Origin of the sequence: Rhodococcus sp. UFZ-B548, assembly GCF_903819475.1 — a bacterium.
GTDB classification, from domain to species: Bacteria; Actinomycetota; Actinomycetes; order Mycobacteriales; family Mycobacteriaceae; genus Rhodococcus_F; species Rhodococcus_F erythropolis.
Genome location: NZ_CAIJDS010000034.1, coordinates 32,435 through 49,149, shown reverse-complemented (window position 1 = coordinate 49,149; position 16,715 = coordinate 32,435). Strand labels below are relative to the sequence as shown.

Here is a 16,715-nt window from a genome sequence, read left to right as displayed (position 1 = left end):
AAGGTTCATTGACTTTTACTCAACGCTGTCTATAACGTGAGGTAACACATACGTGAGGCGAGGAGTCCGACAGTGTCTGCTTTCGACATCGTGGTCAACGACGGGTTGTGGTTCGACGGGACGGGGGCTCCTGGTCTGCGTCGAAATCTCGGAATTCGAGACGGCGTGGTCGCGGAGGTGTCCACGACGCGCCTGGAGATCGGGCCGGACACCGAGGTGATCGACGCGGCCGGCAAGTGGGTTCTCCCGGGCTTTGTCGACGTCCACACGCACTACGACGCCGAAGCCTTGGTCAGTCCAGGCCTTCCTGAATCGGTTCGCCACGGCGTCACTACGGTCGTGCTCGGCAATTGCTCACTGTCGACGGTGTATTCGACCCCGCGTGAAATCGCTGACCTGTTCAGCCGGGTCGAAGCAGTTCCCCACGACGCGGTGCTGCGCATCCTCGAAGCGAACAAGACCTGGACCGGTCCCGCGGCCTACACCGCCGCACTCGAAGCCCTTCCCCTCGGACCCAATGTCGCGGCATTCATCGGCCACTCCGACATCCGCACGCACGTACTCGGATTGGGGCGCGGCACCGACAAGAAGGTCAAGCCGACCCGCTCGGAACTCGGCCGGATGGGCTCGATGCTCGAGGACGCCATCGATGCGGGGATGCTTGGCCTGTCGTCGATGACCAATGCCCTCGACAAGATCGACGGCGACGAATACCGTTCTCGCTCTTTGCCGTCGACGTATGCACGGTGGAAAGAGTTCCGATTCCTCAACCGCATCCTTCGCGATCGCGGAAAGATCTTGCAGAGCGCTCCGACCATCAACCTGCATCCGAACGTCGCGGCGTTCTTCGCCGAAAGCTCCGCCATCGGACGCAAGAAGCCGCTCAAGACGTCGCTGCTCTCCGGTGCGGATTCGAAGGCCTACCCGGTGATCGTGTACTTCATGCTCGCTGCGGCCCCACTGCTCAATCGCTTCGCGAAGACCGATTTCAAGTGGCAGCACCTTCCGGTTCCCTTCACCGTCTACGCGGATGGAATTGACCTCGTCGTGTTCGAGGAGTTCGGTGCCGGCGCCGCCGCTTTGCATCTCAAGGACCAGGTGGAGCGCAACGAACTGCTCCAGGACGAGTCGTACCGTCGCGCATTCCGTAAGGACTACGACAACAAGTTCTCACCCCGCATCTGGCATCGCAATTTCTACGATGCGGTCATCGTGGGATGCCCGGACGAGACGTTGATCGGCAAGAACTTCGGTCAGGTCGGTGACATCCGCGGAGTGCACCCGGTGGACGCGTACCTCGACCTGGTGGTGAAGTACGGGCGAGATCTTCGCTGGCGCACCACCATTGCCAATCACCGGCCCAAGTTCGCGAAGAAACTCGCCGCGAGTTCCGGTGTGCAGATGGGCTTCGGCGATGCCGGCGCACATCTGCGCAACATGGCGTTCTACAACTACCCGGTGCGACTCCTCAAGCGCGTCAAGGACGCTCAGAGTGACCGCAAGCCGTTCCTCACCATCGAGCGCGCAATCCACCGCCTGACCGGTGAACTGGCGGACTGGTACGGCATCGACGCCGGACATCTACGCCAGGGCGACCGCGCGGACTTCGTTGTCATCGATCCGGCCGGGCTCGACGAGTCGGTGGACGGCCTGTTCGAGGCAAAGGTCCCCGAGTACGGTGGGATCAGCCGAATGGTCAACCGCAGCGACGACGCAGCCGTCGCGACGGTGATCAACGGCCGACTCGTCTACCGGGACGGCGAATTCGCCCCGGGATTCGGAATCGAAAAGACAGGCCAGTTCCTGCGCGCTGGTGAAAAGGCTCCGATCACAGGGGTCACGAAGGCTAGCGTGGCGCTATGACTACACCGGCGGATCGCCTCACCTCGTACTCCCGGTCCGGGCTGACCTTCGACGTACGCGACGAAGGGCCGGCAGACGGTCCGGTGGTGGTCCTCCTGCACGGTTTTCCGCAGGATTCGAGCTCGTGGGATCAGCTCGCACCGCTGCTGCACACCCGCGGCTTCCGCACCGTGGCGCCGGATCAGCGAGGGTACTCACCCGGCGCCAGGCCGAAAGCGCGCTGGGCGTACCGCGGGTCCGAACTCGCCGCCGACACTGTCGCGCTGATCGACGCGCTCGCGGTGGGCAAGGTGCACCTGGTCGGCCACGACTGGGGTGCCGCAGTCGCATGGCAGGTCGCTGCCGAACGGCCGGATTTGCTCAACACCGTTACCACGGTGTCGGTTCCGCACCCGCTGGCCTTCATCAAGGCGATGGTGACCAGCACTCAGGGACTGAAATCGTGGTACATGGGGGCGTTCCAATTACCCTTCGTTCCTGAGAAGATTCTGGCCTCGTCATCGCTGGGCGAGAAGTTCCTGGTTTCGAGTGGGCAGACGCCGGAGAATGCGCGGCGCGATCTGAACGCCATGCTCGCTCCCGGCAGACTGCGCGGCGGTCTGAACTGGTACCGCGCGATGTGGATGACCAAGCCGAACCCGGCAGCTGCCCGGGTCACCGTGCCGACCCTGCACGTCTGGAGTGACGGCGACGCCGCCATCGGGCCCAAGGGTTCTGCCCTCACTCCCGCGTTTGTCGACGGTCCGTATCGGTTCGAAGTTCTCCGGGGTGTGAGCCACTGGATTCCCGACGAGGCGCCGACGGAGTTGGACCGGTTGCTCGGCGAGCATTTCAGCAGCTGACCGAGTTGCGTACTGAAGCCCCCGCCGTCCGGCGGGGGCTTCAGTCGTCAGCAAGGTCGTCGACCAACGGTGGTCAGCGAGTTCCGAATCGCTCCTCCACCTGTTCCTTCGTCAGGCCGAACTCCTCGAGCGTGTACTTGTGCGACGGTTTGCGAGCACCCGAGCGGCTTTCCTCGTGCATGGCCTCCATCGACTGCTGGGCGGTAGATGTCAACGGGATGTCGAAGTGCGTGTAGATGTTCTCGACGGTTCCCAGTGGATCGGTGACGAAGTCCTGATAGTCGACGTCGATGAACTGCGCGGGATTGTGGTGTGCGCGTGCACTGTCGAACTGCTCGAGCCCCCTGGCCCACAATTCGAGCTGACTTTCGCCGATCACCTTGTCGGTGAACGTGTTCGACCAACCCTCTGTCGCCTGGGCGGCCAGGCTGCACACCGACGGAATGATCGTCGTAGGGGAGCGGTGAGTCTGGATGACGAGAGCGTCGGGGTACGCCTCCATCAATTCGTCGAGCGCAAACAGGTGGCTCGGGTTCTTGAGGACCCACCGTCGATCCTGATCGGGCAGACCGATCAGCTGCAGGTTCTTCTTGTGTCGTGCATAGGCGTTCGACCACTCCTGGTCCTTCAGCCATGCGGAGTACGTGGGTAGATTTGCCAGGCACTCGTACGACACGGACTTGAACGTCTGACGCAAGAGCTGCCAACATTCTTCGACTTCGCTGGCCGACATGTAGTGCACGCCCATGAATTCGGGATGCTCGACGTGGTGTTGACCGAATGTCTCCTCGATCTTGGCGAAGACCGGGTTCGATTCCCACGTATCGCGAGGCGGGCGAGGCTGAGGGAACTCGGTCAGCCACATCTCGAGGCCCTGGTGAGCCGGGTCGACCGTGAGGAGGCGGTGTAAGGCAGTGGTGCCCGTGCGTGGCAATCCGGTGACGAAGATCGGCCGCTCGATCTTGACGTCGGCGTGTTCCGGATGCTCCTTCCACGCCGATTCGCTGAGGAGACGGGCCACCAAGGCGCCGCGAAGGAATACCCGAGAGATCTTGCTGCCGAAGGGCGTCAGATCCTCGTCGCGGTCGTAAGACTCGAGGAGGACCGACAGAGCCTCGGTGTAATCGTCGACGCCGAAGTCCGTCAGGCCGGTCATCCGCGTCGCCGAGGCATGGAGATCCTCGACGGTGCCGACGTGAGTGCGTTCAGTCATGGTGCTCCTAGTGATGGAATTCGCCGCAGTTGACGTCGATGCATTGGCCGGTGATCGCGCTGGCCATCGGGGACGCCAGGAAGATCGCCGCATCGGATACTTCATCCGTCGTCGGCAGGCGCTTGAGGTCGGTGTTCGACGCAGTGTGCTCGTAGATCTGCTCGACAGTCATGCCGAACTTCTCCGCCTGGTGCGCGAAGTATCCCTTGAGGGTGTCGCCCCAGATGTAGCCGGGTGCAATCGAATTGACACGAATTCCCTGCGGGCCGAGTTCGGTGGCCAGGGACTGCGACATGGCGAGCAGGGCCGACTTCGCCATCTTGTAGCTGCCGTAACGCTCTTGCGAATGCCGCAACACCATCGAATTGATGTTCACCACGGAGCCGTCCGACTCGGCAAGTGCCGGCGTGAACAGCTGAGTCAGGCGCAACGCACCCAGTACGGTCAGTTCGATGCTGTCGCGGATGTGCTGGTAATCGGTGCGAGCCAACGGTTTCATCGACGGAATCGAGAATGCATTGTTGATCAGAGTGTCGACTTTGCCGTAGGCGGCAATGGACTCGGCCACCAGATTCTCGGCGGAAGCCTGGTCGGTGATGTCGGTGGCAACGGTGACGGCGCGCCCACCGGCATCGACTATTTCCTTCGCAACGTCGTCGAGTCGCGATTGCGTACGTGCTGCGAGAACAAGACTCGCGCCGGCCGACGCACATCGAAGGGCCAGAGCGCGGCCGAGTGCCGGGCCGACTCCGGAGATGACTACTACACGGTCTTCGAGCAAGGCGGTCATGATTACCCCAGCATTCGGTTGTCGATGGCGGCCTGGCGCTGGGCAATGCGCGCTGCCCAGTCCTCGGCGGTGATGGTGTTGGTGTCGAAATGCGGCAGGTGCTTCGCAATATCTGCGACGGCGACGATTTCGACGGTGGGACCGTCCTGCGGCGTCAGCTCGCGGGACACGCGCTGCCAACGGAACTGCAGAATGCCGCGCGGATGTCCGACGGTTTCGATCCAGTTGGTGACACCGGGGTTCTTCTCGCTGACCACCATTCGGACCATCCCGTCCGGATCGACCTGTGCCTGGCCGTTGTTGAGGGAGGTCTGATGATTGACGTAGTCCAGTGAGATGTACCAGAGGCTCCCCAGTTGGAAGCCGAGATACGGTGCGTCGGAGGCGGCAACGGTGATGATCATCGCCTGCTCGTCGGTGAGTTCGTAATGTCCCACCGACGAGTACTGCGTTGCCAGCCCGCCCGGTGTCAGGCGTGGTTCGGTCATGGTGTTGACCGTGAGCTTGAGGTAGAACCACTCCGGGAACTGGAGCCACGTCTTGACCCGCGTGACCAGTGCCTTCCCAGCCCTGGCGTAACGCTTCTCGGTCTCTTCGGCGGTGAGAGGTGGCGGCGCGATCCCGATCGAATCGGTGCGCTCGATGCGGATCACGCCGCGCTGCTGACTCCAGTCGCTGTAGACCTCGCGAACGACCAGCTGCGAGGATCCGGGCGCCAGGGTGTAGTAGTTGGCTCGTCCGTCGGCGGGGCCGGGGCCGAACCAAGCGACGAAGTTGCCGTCGTCGTCTATCTCCAGCTCGCGGTCGTCGAAGGCGATTTCGCTGCCGGGAACGTTCGAGTTGGTGTAGTTCCCACTCAACACCTGGAAGCTGAGATCGGCTGTGGTGCCGCGCTTTCCGGTGACCTTGTATTCCTTGTCGTCGTTGATACGGGCGCCGAAGTAGAGGGTGTCCGGGTTGTCGAGACCCATCTTGGTGAATGGTCCGGTGCCCTGGATGAAACTCGGATGGGTCTTTTCGCTGGCCCAGGCGGCATGCGTCGTCGCGATGATTCCGCCGGCCAGATATTGGTATCCCTCCAGTAGATCCTGTTCGGATCTGATGTGCGGCGCAGTCTCGATCAATTTCTCGGCTTCGGCGATCGCCTCGGCAAACGGGTCCGTCAGCACGCTGGCTCCTCACAGTTCCGACTATGTCGCCGGTCCAGAGCGTCGTGGTACAAATATGTACCTATTTGGTAGATGTTGGGTATTTCGACAATAGAACGCGTTCTAGGGAGTGGTCAATGGGTGGACCGGAGAAGACGCCTGAAGCAGCACGCCAGAGGGGGAGACAATCGCCTCCCACCGAACGGGTGGTTCAGGTGCTCGACTACCTCGTCGGCCGCCCTGATCAGCGGTTCGGGCTGTCGGAACTGGCCCGCGCGCTCGAGATCAGCAAGCCCACCTGCTTGGGAATCCTCACGGCGCTGGCTGATCGTGGATACCTGACTCGGGACGAGGTGTCGAAGACCTATGGGCTCGGTCCGGCCTTGATCGCGGCCGGACGTGCAGCTCAGCGAGGATTTGCCGTCGGACCCATTGCCCGCACCCATCTGGAGAAGGTGAGCACGGAGTTCGGGACGACGTGCACGGCGTCCGGTGTGATCGGTGATCAGATCAGCGTTCTCGAAGTGACCGGACCGATCGGAGCGCGTCGCGCTGCCAAGGTCGGTCAGGTGTACCCGTTCGCACCACCGGTCGGACTGATGTACGTCCTCTGGGGTTCGGATCACGACATGGACAGTTGGCTGAGCAAAGAGCCGAGCCTGCCGGTGCGCTTGGATCGCGAGCGTCTGTGGAACGTGGTCCGCGAGTGTCGCGCTGCGGGGTATCTGGTCGAGAGTCTGGATCCAGTCGGGCAGCGACTGCACACGCTGATGGCGGGCGTTGCGACGCACGATCTTCCGCCGGAGGTGCGTGAACTGCTCGGGGAGATGGTGTCGAGCCTGGGTGAGAGGGTGTACCTCGGGCGCGACATCAGCTCTGACGACGAGCATCCCGTCAGTCTCATCGCGGCCCCGACCTACGACGCCGAGGGGCATCAGGCCCTTGTACTGACACTTTATGTGGGCGGGGCGATTACGGGCGCCGAGATCGAGCGAAGGGCTGTGGCGCTGGTTGCGGCGGCGGATGCGGTGACGGCGGAAGTTGGTGGCCGGAGTCCGGTTCGCGGTTTGTGACGTCTGATTGCCGGTCATTGACCTTTGGGTAGAACGAGTTCTATTCTGTGATTGCGTTCAATTTAGAACCAGTCCGGTACATAAATGTACCGATGCGGAAATGGTGTTCCGCACGGAGTACGTGATGCTCAGGAGCGAAAGACATGGCAACACTCCAGACCCCGCCCGCCTACGAGTTGTCGCATTTGCGGGCACTCGAAGCGGAGGCGGTCCATATTTTCCGCGAAGTCGCAGCGACTTTCGAAAAGCCGGTCCTCCTGTTCTCCGGAGGTAAGGATTCCGTCGTGATGCTGCACGTAGCGGCCAAGGCATTCTGGCCTGCTCCATTGCCGTTCGCCGTGATGCACGTCGACACCGGTCACAATTTCGACGAGGTGATCGAGTTCCGCGACCGCACGGTCGATCGCTTCAACCTGCGTCTTGTCGTCTCCAGCGTGCAGGACGACATCGACGCCGGACGCGTCATCGAGGACACCGGAGTCGGTTCGAGTCGCAATCGCCTGCAGACGCACGCGTTGCTGCGCGGAATTCGCGACAACAAGTTCGACGCCGTGTTCGGTGGTGCTCGCCGAGACGAGGAGAAGGCGCGCGCCAAAGAGAGGGTGTTCAGCTTCCGGGACGAGTTCGGGCAGTGGGATCCCAAGGTGCAGCGACCTGAACTGTGGAACCTGTACAACGGCAAACACCGTAAGGGTGAACACATTCGGATCTTCCCGCTTTCCAACTGGACAGAGCTCGACATCTGGCAGTACATAGAGAAGGAACGGATCGACCTTCCCGGCATCTACTACGCCCATCGTCGCGAAGTGGTTCCGCGCGACGGAATGTTGTTGGCACGCACCCGCTTCCTCGAACTTCGTGCCGGCGAGGAGTCCTACGAGGCGTTGGTGCGCTTCCGTACGGTCGGCGACGCAACGTGTACCGGATGCGTCGAATCGTCGGCCGAAACACCGGCCGCTGTCGTGGAAGAAGTTGCGGCGAGCCGTATCACGGAGCGTGGCGCAACCAGAGCTGATGACCGGATTTCCGAAGCTGGCATGGAAGATCGTAAGAAAGAGGGGTACTTCTGATGCCGCAACTGCTGAGAGTCGCTACAGCGGGGAGTGTCGACGACGGAAAATCGACACTCATCGGCCGGTTGCTCTACGACTCCAAGTCGATCTTCGAGGACCAACTCGAGGCCGTGGAGCGGAGCAGTCGAGAACGCGGCGACGAGTACGCCAACCTCGCGCTACTGACCGACGGATTGCGCGCCGAGCGTGAACAGGGCATCACGATCGACGTGGCCCACAGGTATTTCGCGACCCCTCACCGGAAGTTCATCATCGCGGACACACCCGGGCACGAGCAGTACACCCGCAACATGGTGACCGGCGCTTCGACGGCCGACCTTGCCCTGATCCTGGTGGACGCACGCAAGGGTGTGCTCGAACAGACGCGACGGCACGCTTTCTTGTCGACTCTCCTGGGGATACCCCACCTCGTGCTGTGTGTGAACAAAATGGACCTCGTGGGCTGGTCTCAGGAACGGTTCGAGGAGATCAAGGAAGAATTCCGGCAATTCGCGATCAAACTGGACGTCCACGATCTGACGTTCATTCCGGTGTCGGCGCTGTTGGGGGACAACATCGTTGCCCGGACCGAGAACATGTCCTGGTACGACGGGCCTTCTCTGCTGCACCATCTCGAGCAGGTACACATCGCTTCGGATCGCAACTTGATCGACGCGCGTTTCCCGGTGCAGTACGTGATCCGTCCGCAGAAGCAAACAGATGCCGACCTCCACGATTTCCGGGGATACGCCGGAACGGTTGCCAGTGGCGTCTTCAAGCCCGGCGATGAAATTGTGGCTTTGCCTTCAGGATTCACCTCGACGGTGAAGGCAGTCCACGGGCCGGGCGGTGACGTGATCGACGAAGCGTTTGCGCCCTCGGCCGTCTGCATCGAGCTGGCCGACGATCTCGACGTCAGCCGAGGGGACCAATTGTGTCGGCTCAACAACCGGCCGCAGGTCGGGCAGGAAATCGATGCGATGGTCTGTTGGTTGACTGAACAGACCACCCTGTCGGAGAACAACCGCTACTCGTTGCTGCACACCACGCGCTCCACGAAAGCGCAGATCGTCAAGCTCGACTATCGCCTGGACGTGAATTCTCTGCACCGCGACGAGAAGGCAGAATCTCTGTCCCTCAACGAGATCGGTCGCATCTCGATCAAGACGCAGCAGCCGTTGATGTTCGATCCCTACCGCCGCAACCGCGTGACAGGCAGCTTCATCCTCGTGGACGAGACCACGGGCAATACCGTCGCGGCCGGAATGATCAACGGTCCGACACTCAAGGAATCGCGCGTCGTCTGGCACAGTTCGGAGGTTTCTCGCGAGGAACGTGCGACCGCCGGCGCCACCATCTGGCTCACCGGTCTCTCGGCCTCGGGTAAGTCGACGATCGCGGTGGAACTCGAACGCCGCTTGGTGGCCGCGGGTATCCCGGCGTACCGCCTCGACGGCGACAACCTCCGGCACGGATTGAACGCGGATCTGGGATTCAGTGCCGAGGACCGAGCCGAGAACGTCCGCCGAGTCGGCTCGGTGGCGCAGTTGTTCGCTGATTCAGGTGCAGTGGCAGTGGCCTGCCTGATCAGCCCGTACCGCGAAGATCGTGATCGAGTGCGGGCGGCGCACGAGGCCGCCGGGCTGAAGTTCGTCGAGGTTTACGTCGACACCCCGATCGAGCAATGTGAAGCCCGAGACCCCAAGGGGATGTACGCCAAGGCCAGGGCCGGGGAAATCAAGGGTTTCACCGGAGTCGACGATCCGTACGAGGCTCCAGCCAGTGCCGAGCTGGTGATCAGACCCGAAGACGGAACGCCTACCGAACTTGCGCTGCGAATTATGGAAGTGTTGGACCGGTGAGCGAATCCACACACAGCAGAATCGCCGACGAGGCACTCGCGGCGGAATTGGCGCAGGCCGCTGGTGCGATCCTCCTGGGGATCCGAGCCGAGGGCCTGGGTGTCGACGACGGTCGTGAGCTTGGTCGCCGGGGCGACAAGGCCGCCGATTCCTACATCCTCGACCGGTTGGCCGCCGAACGGCCGGAGGATTCCGTGCTCTCGGAGGAGTCTGCCGATGATCGCAATCGTCTGGACGCATCCCGGGTTTGGATCATCGATCCGCTGGACGGCTCCAAGGAATACGGCTTGCCGGATCACGCGGATTGGGCAGTGCACGTGGCGCTTTGGGAGCGCGGTAGCGGAATTACCGCAGCCGCGGTTGCTCAGCCGGCGCTCGGAGCGGTGTACTCCAGTGGCGACGAGGCCGATTCGGTTCCCGCGAATTCGCCGCTCCGCGTAGTAGTCAGCGGATCGCGACCACCCGCATTCACCGAAGCGGTGGCAGCCGAACTCGGCGCCGACGTGGTGCACATGGGATCGGCCGGCGCCAAGGCGATGGCGGTGGTGCGAGGCGAGGTCGACGCCTACCTGCACGCCGGTGGGCAGTGGGAATGGGATTCGGCTGCACCCGTCGGCGTCGCACAGGCGGCCGGGCTGCATTGCAGCCGCATCGACGGTTCGCCGCTGCTCTACAACGAATCTCACCCCTACCTTCCGGATCTCGTGATCTGCCGACCGGAGTTGGCTGAGTCGATCCTGGGTGCAATTGCCAAGCACTCCACGGAGTCTGCGGTCAGTGGGCGCGTCGCCATGGCGCGTGAATACGTGAACGCATTGCTCACTCACGACGCAACGAAGGTCCGATTCGCAACTGACGCCTGGCGGGTCGAGAACGGTCAGCGAACCGGTGACACCGGCGCGTTCATCAGCAACGAGCTCGAACAGGGGCAGCAATATCGCGGAATCGTGGCGATACGTGAACTCGCGCTGCGTGAGTGGGGCGAGAGCGTCGTCGCGCGGTATCTGCTCGACCTCGGAACACCTGGCCAGGCACCGGCCGTCACAGTTTTCGTCACCGAGTACTTCGGGATACCGGCAGGCGAGATCGAAAGCATCCTGGCAATCATCGAACCCTACGACAACGATTCGAAAGAGGCTGGAACACAATGGCATCGGACAAGCTGATCACCGATTTCTGCGCGCTGTGGGCGGCCGCCGATGTTGCAAAGATCGTCGACTACTTCACCGATGACGTCGTTTATCACAACATTCCGATGGAGCCCGTGGTCGGTCGCGAGGCCGTCCGGGCGTTCATCGAGCAGTTTGTCGGTGCCTTCGGCAACATCGACTTTCAGATCAAGCGTCAGGTCGCGGACGGCAACACCGTCATGAACGAGCGCGTCGACGTCTTCACCATCAACGGCGCCGAGGTAGCGCTCCCGGTCATGGGGGTATTCGAAGTCGAGGACGGAAAGATCAAAGCCTGGCGCGACTATTTCGACATGGCACCGATCAACGCGGCAGCCGGCCAGGCCTGATCGGGGCGCCTATTCCGCGATGACAGCGTGCGGGTAGTCCGCCGAACGGTGCTGGAAACGCGTAATGGCGGGATTCACGATGACGCCGTCACGGATTTCGATGGCGCGGTCGACGGTCTCGTCTGCCTTCCAGGCCGTCTCTCCTGCCATCACAGTGGGCAGGTAGGGAAGAAGTGATTCGCTGATCTCCCACGACGCGGAGTTCCACAGGTACGACGGGCTGTGATCGACGCCGTAGTAAGTGATGTTGTCGCCGACGATGAAGGTCGGATCCGCGAACGAGGTGGGACGAGCCCAGCTGAACCCCATGCCTTCGTCGCACGAGACGTCGACGATGAGGCTTCCCGGTTGGAAGTCCATGAGATCTTCCTCGGTCAGGAACGTCAGCGGGGCATCCGTGTTCTGCAGTACGCAGTTGACGACGATGTCGTGCTCGGCCAGGAAGCCCGGTACCGGCACGCTGTGGTTGTCGAGCATGACGTGGCTGCCGCGGACATCGCCGTTGTTGTTGTCGAACGAGACCATTCGCGCCGAGTGGATGGGGGAGCTGACGGCGGTGACGCCGCGCTGAGTCAGTACGTCCACTTCGTGGATACCGTGCGCCTTGAGTGCAGTGACAGCGCCGCGTGCAGTGGCACCGAAACCGATCACGGCAGCAGTGAGACGGCGGCCGTAGTCTCCGGTGGAACCGATCAACTGCAGGGCGTGCAGTACCGAGCAATAGCCGGCCAACTCGTTGTTCTTGTGGAACACATGCAGATTGAACGATCCGTCGCTGTGCCAGAAGTTCATCGCTTCGAAGGCGATGAGAGTCAGTTTCTTGTCGATCGCGATCTGTGTCAGCTCGGTGTCCTGGACACAGTGCGGCCAGCCCCAGAGAACCTGACCCGACCGTAGTTCGGCGAGGTCACGCACCAACGGCTTCGGTAGCAGAACCACATCGGTTTCCGCCAAAATCTGCTTGCGCGTGCGGATTCCGGCCACCAGACGCGAGAGGTAGTCGTCGGAGTAGCCGAAGGGGTGGCCGTAACCCTCTTCGAGGTAGATCCGAGAACGTAGTTCGGCATCGATGCGATCGAAATGCGCAGGATGGATCGGCAACCGGCGTTCTGCCGGTTTGCTCGACTGTCCGATGACTCCAAGGGTGCGTGCGTTGTTCAATTGTGTATCTCTCGATAGGAGCAGGTAGAGATGTCAGGCAGGCGCCTGAGGGACTAGCAGAAGCCGCAGGAACGCTGGCAGATTGCCTCGGCCAGGATCGCGTGAAGGCGTGCCGGCTGCGCTGCTGTCGATCGCCGACGGCAACAGAAAGGCGCGCCGGTATGTGCTCAGTCTAGTCCTGAACGGTCCTCGCCCGGCGGCCGGGCGAGGTGCGGTGCTGCTCCGACGTAGGGCTACTGCTCGCGCAGGCGTGAATCCAGCACGGCCAGTTGAATTTTGCTGGCATCCGTGTGTACTTGACGACCTTTGTCGGTGACGTCGATGAAGACTCCGCGCCGGTCAGCCTCGCACAGTGCTCGCTGAACCAGTCCGGCCTTCTCGAGGCGGGCGACGCTGCGGGAGAGCGCACTGGGACTCAGGTACATCTCCGAAGCCAGATCCTGCATCCGTGGACGCTCACACGAGGTGTCCATGAGTCGGTCGAGGGCCTCGAAGTCGCTCATACTCAGGCCGTGCGCCGACTGCATCTGGCGATCGAGTTCGCATGCGATGTCGTTGTAGCTGGTCGACAACGAGCGCCAGGTGTTGCGCAATTCCGATTCCGACGTCACGACCGCATTCTAGTTGAAGACTCGATTACGTGCAATTGCATTAAATGCTTGTGCATTAAGTGCATGTGCATCTATTCTCGCTGACGTGACTTGCACAGACTCGACACTCAAACCATTCGATTCGCCGGAATCCCCGGGTTCTACGGAATCCACGGATCCGGCCACAGGAGAGGGCTGGTCCCTCAAGCTGTGGGGCATCCTCGCGGTGCTCTGCCTCGTGTTGTTCCTCGACGGTCTCGATGTGTCGATGGTGGGCGTCGCTCTACCGTCCATCGGCAATGAACTGGGCCTGTCCACTACTTCGCTGCAGTGGATCATCAACGGCTACGTCCTCGGATTCGGCGGCTTGTTGCTACTCGGTGGACGTACCGCCGATCTTCTCGGGCGCAGGAAGGTCTTCCTGATCGCGCTGACCGTGTTCGCAATCGCTTCGCTGGTCGGTGGCCTTGTCGACAACGGAACACTGCTGATCGCATCACGATTCGTGAAGGGACTGGCGGCGGCCTTCACTGCGCCGACTGCAATGTCCATTCTCACCACGACGTTCAAAGAGGGCCCGGCCCGTAACCGTGCGCTGTCCGTGTTCTCCGTGTTCGGCGCCAGTGGTTACTCGTCGGGCCTGATCCTGGGTGGGCTGTTGACCAGTGCCGGTTGGCGATTCACGTTCCTGATGCCGGTTCCGTTTGCCGTCATCGCGCTGATCGGTGGGTACTTCCTCATTCCGCGGGACCGTCCCGCAGATACCGGGGGACACGACCTCGTCGGCGCCGTCACCCTGGTGACGGGAATGCTTCTCACGGTCTACACGATGGTCTCGGCTCCGACCCGTGGGTGGGCACACCCGATGACGCTGGGTTCGTTCGCCGTCGCAGCCGTGCTTCTGGCGACGTTCTTTTTCGTCGAGAAGAAGGTGGCTCATCCACTTGTGCGACTTGGGCTTCTGCGCGTCGGCACCATCGTTCGTGCGAATCTGGCCATCATCGCGCTCTTCGGTTCCTACCTGAGCTTCCAGTTCATGATGACGATCTTCCTGCAGTCGGCCCTCGGCTGGTCGCCCCTGAAGATGGCGATGGCACTGCTCCCCGCGGGCATCATCGTCGCCTTCGGATCACCGTTCGTCGGACGGTTGGTCGACCTGTACGGCAGTGCCAAGCTCATCATCGCGGCACTGACCTCGCTCAGCGTCGGGTACCTCTGGTTTCTCTTCGCGGGCAGCGATTCACCGTCGTACGTCGTGGCGATTCTGCCGAGCGTCATCCTGCTCGGACTCGGATTCGCGTTGGGGTACACCTCGATCATGGCCCAGGCCACCTCCGGCGTCGACGATTCGGAGCAGGGTTTGGCGTCCGGGCTGGTGAACACGTCCGCTCAGGTCGGTGCGGCGCTCGTACTCGCTCTCACTACCGCCCTCGTGACCGCCGGATCGCACACCGCGTCCGGTGCCGGTACCGCCGGATTCGAACAGTTCCATCCCGGATTGATCCTGGTTACCGGAGTCGCGCTGGTGGGCTTGGCGATCACCGTCTCGCCGCTGGTACGTGGAAGGTCGCTGCGGGGAAGATCCGTGCGTGAAAGGCGCGCTGAGGAAGAAAAGGAATTGGCCGAGGTCAACTGAATACTTGCTTCATCCGCGAATGCGCTCGGCCGCGTAGGAGACAATCCTGCGCGGCCGAGTTGCTGTGTCTGAACTATCGGGTGGCAGATTTCAGGGCTGCGTCTTTCGGGGCTGCGTCTTTCAGGGCTGCGTCGAAACTTGTCGACGTAGCTTGCGAACCGAGAATCAAGGCAAGGCGCACCAACATGGCTTCGCGGTCGGACGGATCAGCCTGATCGAGTGCGTTCGACAGTGCCAACCAGACGTGCTCGCGGTGGCCCTCGTCGTCGATCACCGCAGTTGTCGCCGACTGTGCCGTATCGAAGTGCGTCGGCGCAGTGCCGGCGGTGAGGTGCTTGGCCACGTCGTTCAATTGCGTGGGATCGCTGATGCGGCAGAGCGCCAATCCGTCGGGCCGAATCACGAAGATCTCGCCGACACGAGCACCGAGGGCAGATGCGAGATTGCCTTCGGCATCGCGAATCGTGGAGTCGTTAGTTCCCGCGGTGATCACCCGTACGGTTTCCGGTGCAAGGGCCTGAGCGAGAATCTCGGCTTGCGTGTCGAGTTCGGATACCAGCTCAGCTGACAGTCCGAAAGCCAGCAGGCCGAATCCAGTACCGCGCAGACTGTTCAAGGAGGTTTTCGAACCGTCCGCCGAGACCTGGACGACTCTGTCCTCCAGCGGATCCCCGGGTAGTACGCCCTCGGTGCCCGCAGCTGTGGGCCACGTCAGCGGCGAGAGACGGGCGTGCGTTGCACTCGACTGGCGCGGGTTGATGAGGTGCGCGAATTCGCTTCGCTAGGTGGCGAGTTCGAGTACGGCGTCGCGGGTGGTTCGGTAGCCGTGACTGCCGGGCGACATGATGAGCGTCGACTTGCCTGCATTGTCGACGTTCTGCTGCCACGCGCTACGACGTTCCTTCGAATACGCGTCGAGGATGGCGGTATCGGCAGCTCCGTTGATGACGGCCGCCAGTTGCCACACCAGGGTCTCGGCATCTTCCATGCCAGAGTTGAGGCCACGAACACCGAAGATCGGAACGAGATGCGCGGCGTCGCCGGCAAAGAGCACACGGCCGTGAGTGAAATCTTCGAGGGCGAGTGCATGGGCGCGGTAGAAGCCGAACCATTCCAGGGTCCAGGGGATGTCGCTCTCGAGCCATTCGAGGTGACGCGTGATGCGGTCACGGATGCGATCTTCTTGCGTCTCCGCCTCCGGATCGTCCGACGCGTCGAGCTGGTAGTCGATGCGCCAGATGTCCCGTGGTTGGCGGTGCATGATGATCGTGGAGCCCGGGTTGCTGGGTGCGTCGAACCACACCAGACGCTCGGCCGGGAGTTCCGATTCCCAATGAATGTCGGCAATGACGTAGTTGCCCTCGTAGCTGTTGCCCTGCAAGCGGATTCCGCTGAGTTCGCGCATCTTGCTGCGTCCACCGTCGGCAGCCACGACCCACGCCGCACGCAGTTCGCGGGTTCCGAACGCGGTGTCGACGGTCAGAGTTACCTCGTCGTCACCGCCGGAGATGCCGGCGATCGACGACGACCAGTGGAAGTTCACCAGTGGGTGGGCGAGCAACTTGTCGGTCATGATCTGTTCGAACTCGGATTGCGAGACGTTGACCATGGGTCCGCGCGCGTCGTGCTCGGCGGATGCCATCCGGAACTGCAGTACTTCCTGATCGCGGTAGTAACTCCGACCACCCACCCACGGTAGAACGATGTCTTCGAGTTCGGCGCCGAAACCAAGGCGTTCGGCAACTTCGAGGCTGTGCCGTGACACGCAGATCGCGCGACTGCCGAACGAGACCTGATCGGCCGCTTCGAGAATCGTGACGGCAATGCCGCGCTGCGCCAAGCCCATGGCTACGCCCATGCCGACTGGGCCGGCTCCGACGATCACGACGGGAAGTGCGTCGGCCGAAGGCGCCATGGAAGCGAAGTCCTCGGGTGCGTACTTCTTCGGATGAAAGTAGGTCGACAT

General features: G+C 62.1%; 13 protein-coding genes and 1 pseudogene. 8 read left to right on the top strand and 6 right to left on the bottom strand.

The window, feature by feature from the left end:
• Positions 1 to 72: 72 nt before the first annotated feature.
• Together H7C86_RS24435 and H7C86_RS24430 are read left to right on the top strand one after the other, a co-directional pair.
• Positions 73 to 1,863, top strand: coding sequence for an amidohydrolase family protein (locus H7C86_RS24435; RefSeq protein WP_113684087.1), 1,791 nt, complete (start codon positions 73 to 75; stop codon positions 1,861 to 1,863).
• Complete coding sequence (locus H7C86_RS24430) at positions 1,860 to 2,705, top strand: alpha/beta fold hydrolase (protein ID WP_113684088.1); 846 nt, start codon at positions 1,860 to 1,862, stop codon at positions 2,703 to 2,705. Before H7C86_RS24435 ends, H7C86_RS24430 begins: the two co-directional genes overlap by 4 nt.
• 73 nt (positions 2,706 to 2,778) lie before the next feature.
• Here H7C86_RS24430 and H7C86_RS24425 read toward each other — a convergent pair whose 3' ends face one another.
• The 3 genes from H7C86_RS24425 to H7C86_RS24415 are packed head-to-tail and all read right to left on the bottom strand — an operon-like array spanning position 2,779 to position 5,877.
• Positions 2,779 to 3,918, bottom strand: a complete 1,140-nt coding sequence (locus H7C86_RS24425; RefSeq protein ID WP_020908307.1) for a sulfotransferase — start codon at positions 3,916 to 3,918, stop codon at positions 2,779 to 2,781.
• Positions 3,919 to 3,925: 7 nt separating this feature from the next.
• Entirely contained in the window at positions 3,926 to 4,708 is a 783-nt protein-coding gene (locus H7C86_RS24420; protein ID WP_007726165.1) for an SDR family oxidoreductase, read from the bottom strand.
• A 2-nt stretch (positions 4,709 to 4,710) separates the two neighbouring features.
• Positions 4,711 to 5,877 (bottom strand): hypothetical protein, encoded by a 1,167-nt coding sequence (locus H7C86_RS24415; protein ID WP_182262377.1) that lies wholly within the window; start codon positions 5,875 to 5,877, stop codon positions 4,711 to 4,713.
• 116 nt (positions 5,878 to 5,993) lie between these two features.
• Here H7C86_RS24415 and H7C86_RS24410 point away from each other — a divergent pair, with 116 nt between their 5' ends.
• From H7C86_RS24410 to H7C86_RS24390, 5 genes are all read left to right on the top strand, one after another.
• Complete coding sequence (locus tag H7C86_RS24410) at positions 5,994 to 6,929, top strand: helix-turn-helix domain-containing protein (protein WP_113684089.1); 936 nt, start codon at positions 5,994 to 5,996, stop codon at positions 6,927 to 6,929.
• Positions 6,930 to 7,072: 143 nt separating this feature from the next.
• Positions 7,073 to 7,999: a sulfate adenylyltransferase subunit CysD gene (gene cysD / locus H7C86_RS24405; protein WP_019749195.1), complete on the top strand. Its 927-nt coding sequence runs from the start codon at positions 7,073 to 7,075 to the stop codon at positions 7,997 to 7,999.
• Entirely contained in the window at positions 7,999 to 9,843 is a 1,845-nt protein-coding gene (gene cysC / locus H7C86_RS24400) for an adenylyl-sulfate kinase (protein WP_113684090.1), read from the top strand. The genes cysD and cysC overlap by 1 nt, the downstream gene beginning before the upstream one ends.
• Positions 9,840 to 11,009 carry a 3'(2'),5'-bisphosphate nucleotidase CysQ gene (locus H7C86_RS24395; protein ID WP_113684091.1) on the top strand — a complete coding sequence of 390 codons (1,170 nt, stop codon included), beginning with the start codon at positions 9,840 to 9,842 and terminating at the stop codon, positions 11,007 to 11,009. The genes cysC and H7C86_RS24395 overlap by 4 nt, the downstream gene beginning before the upstream one ends.
• The gene (locus H7C86_RS24390; protein ID WP_113684092.1) at positions 10,991 to 11,362 is read left to right on the top strand and encodes a nuclear transport factor 2 family protein; all 372 of its coding nucleotides are present in this window, start codon (positions 10,991 to 10,993) and stop codon (positions 11,360 to 11,362) included. The genes H7C86_RS24395 and H7C86_RS24390 overlap by 19 nt, the downstream gene beginning before the upstream one ends.
• Positions 11,363 to 11,371: 9 nt before the next feature.
• On the opposite strand, the gene H7C86_RS24385 is transcribed toward H7C86_RS24390, so the two are convergent.
• The gene (locus H7C86_RS24385) at positions 11,372 to 12,523 is read right to left on the bottom strand and encodes a N(5)-(carboxyethyl)ornithine synthase (RefSeq protein WP_019749192.1); all 1,152 of its coding nucleotides are present in this window, start codon (positions 12,521 to 12,523) and stop codon (positions 11,372 to 11,374) included.
• Between the two features lie 233 nt (positions 12,524 to 12,756).
• Positions 12,757 to 13,134, bottom strand: coding sequence for a MarR family winged helix-turn-helix transcriptional regulator (locus H7C86_RS24380; RefSeq protein WP_019749191.1), 378 nt, complete (start codon positions 13,132 to 13,134; stop codon positions 12,757 to 12,759).
• A gap of 85 nt (positions 13,135 to 13,219) precedes the next feature.
• Here H7C86_RS24380 and H7C86_RS24375 point away from each other — a divergent pair, with 85 nt between their 5' ends.
• Positions 13,220 to 14,749 carry an MFS transporter gene (locus H7C86_RS24375; protein ID WP_019749190.1) on the top strand — a complete coding sequence of 510 codons (1,530 nt, stop codon included), beginning with the start codon at positions 13,220 to 13,222 and terminating at the stop codon, positions 14,747 to 14,749.
• 73 nt (positions 14,750 to 14,822) lie between these two features.
• Here H7C86_RS24375 and H7C86_RS24370 read toward each other — a convergent pair.
• Positions 14,823 to 16,715 (bottom strand): annotated as a pseudogene (locus tag H7C86_RS24370) (FAD-dependent monooxygenase).

Excerpts from the sequence above, each read along its gene's own strand:
- H7C86_RS24390 (WP_113684092.1), top strand. The coding sequence starts at position 10,991 with ATGGCATCGGACAAGCTGATCACCGATTTCTGCGCGCTGTGGGCGGCC.
- H7C86_RS24420 (WP_007726165.1), bottom strand. The coding sequence starts at position 4,708 with ATGACCGCCTTGCTCGAAGACCGTGTAGTAGTCATCTCCGGAGTCGGC.
- H7C86_RS24410 (WP_113684089.1), top strand. The coding sequence starts at position 5,994 with ATGGGTGGACCGGAGAAGACGCCTGAAGCAGCACGCCAGAGGGGGAGA.
- cysC (WP_113684090.1), top strand. The coding sequence starts at position 7,999 with ATGCCGCAACTGCTGAGAGTCGCTACAGCGGGGAGTGTCGACGACGGA.
- cysD (WP_019749195.1), top strand. The coding sequence starts at position 7,073 with ATGGCAACACTCCAGACCCCGCCCGCCTACGAGTTGTCGCATTTGCGG.
- H7C86_RS24430 (WP_113684088.1), top strand. The coding sequence starts at position 1,860 with ATGACTACACCGGCGGATCGCCTCACCTCGTACTCCCGGTCCGGGCTG.
- H7C86_RS24425 (WP_020908307.1), bottom strand. The coding sequence starts at position 3,918 with ATGACTGAACGCACTCACGTCGGCACCGTCGAGGATCTCCATGCCTCG.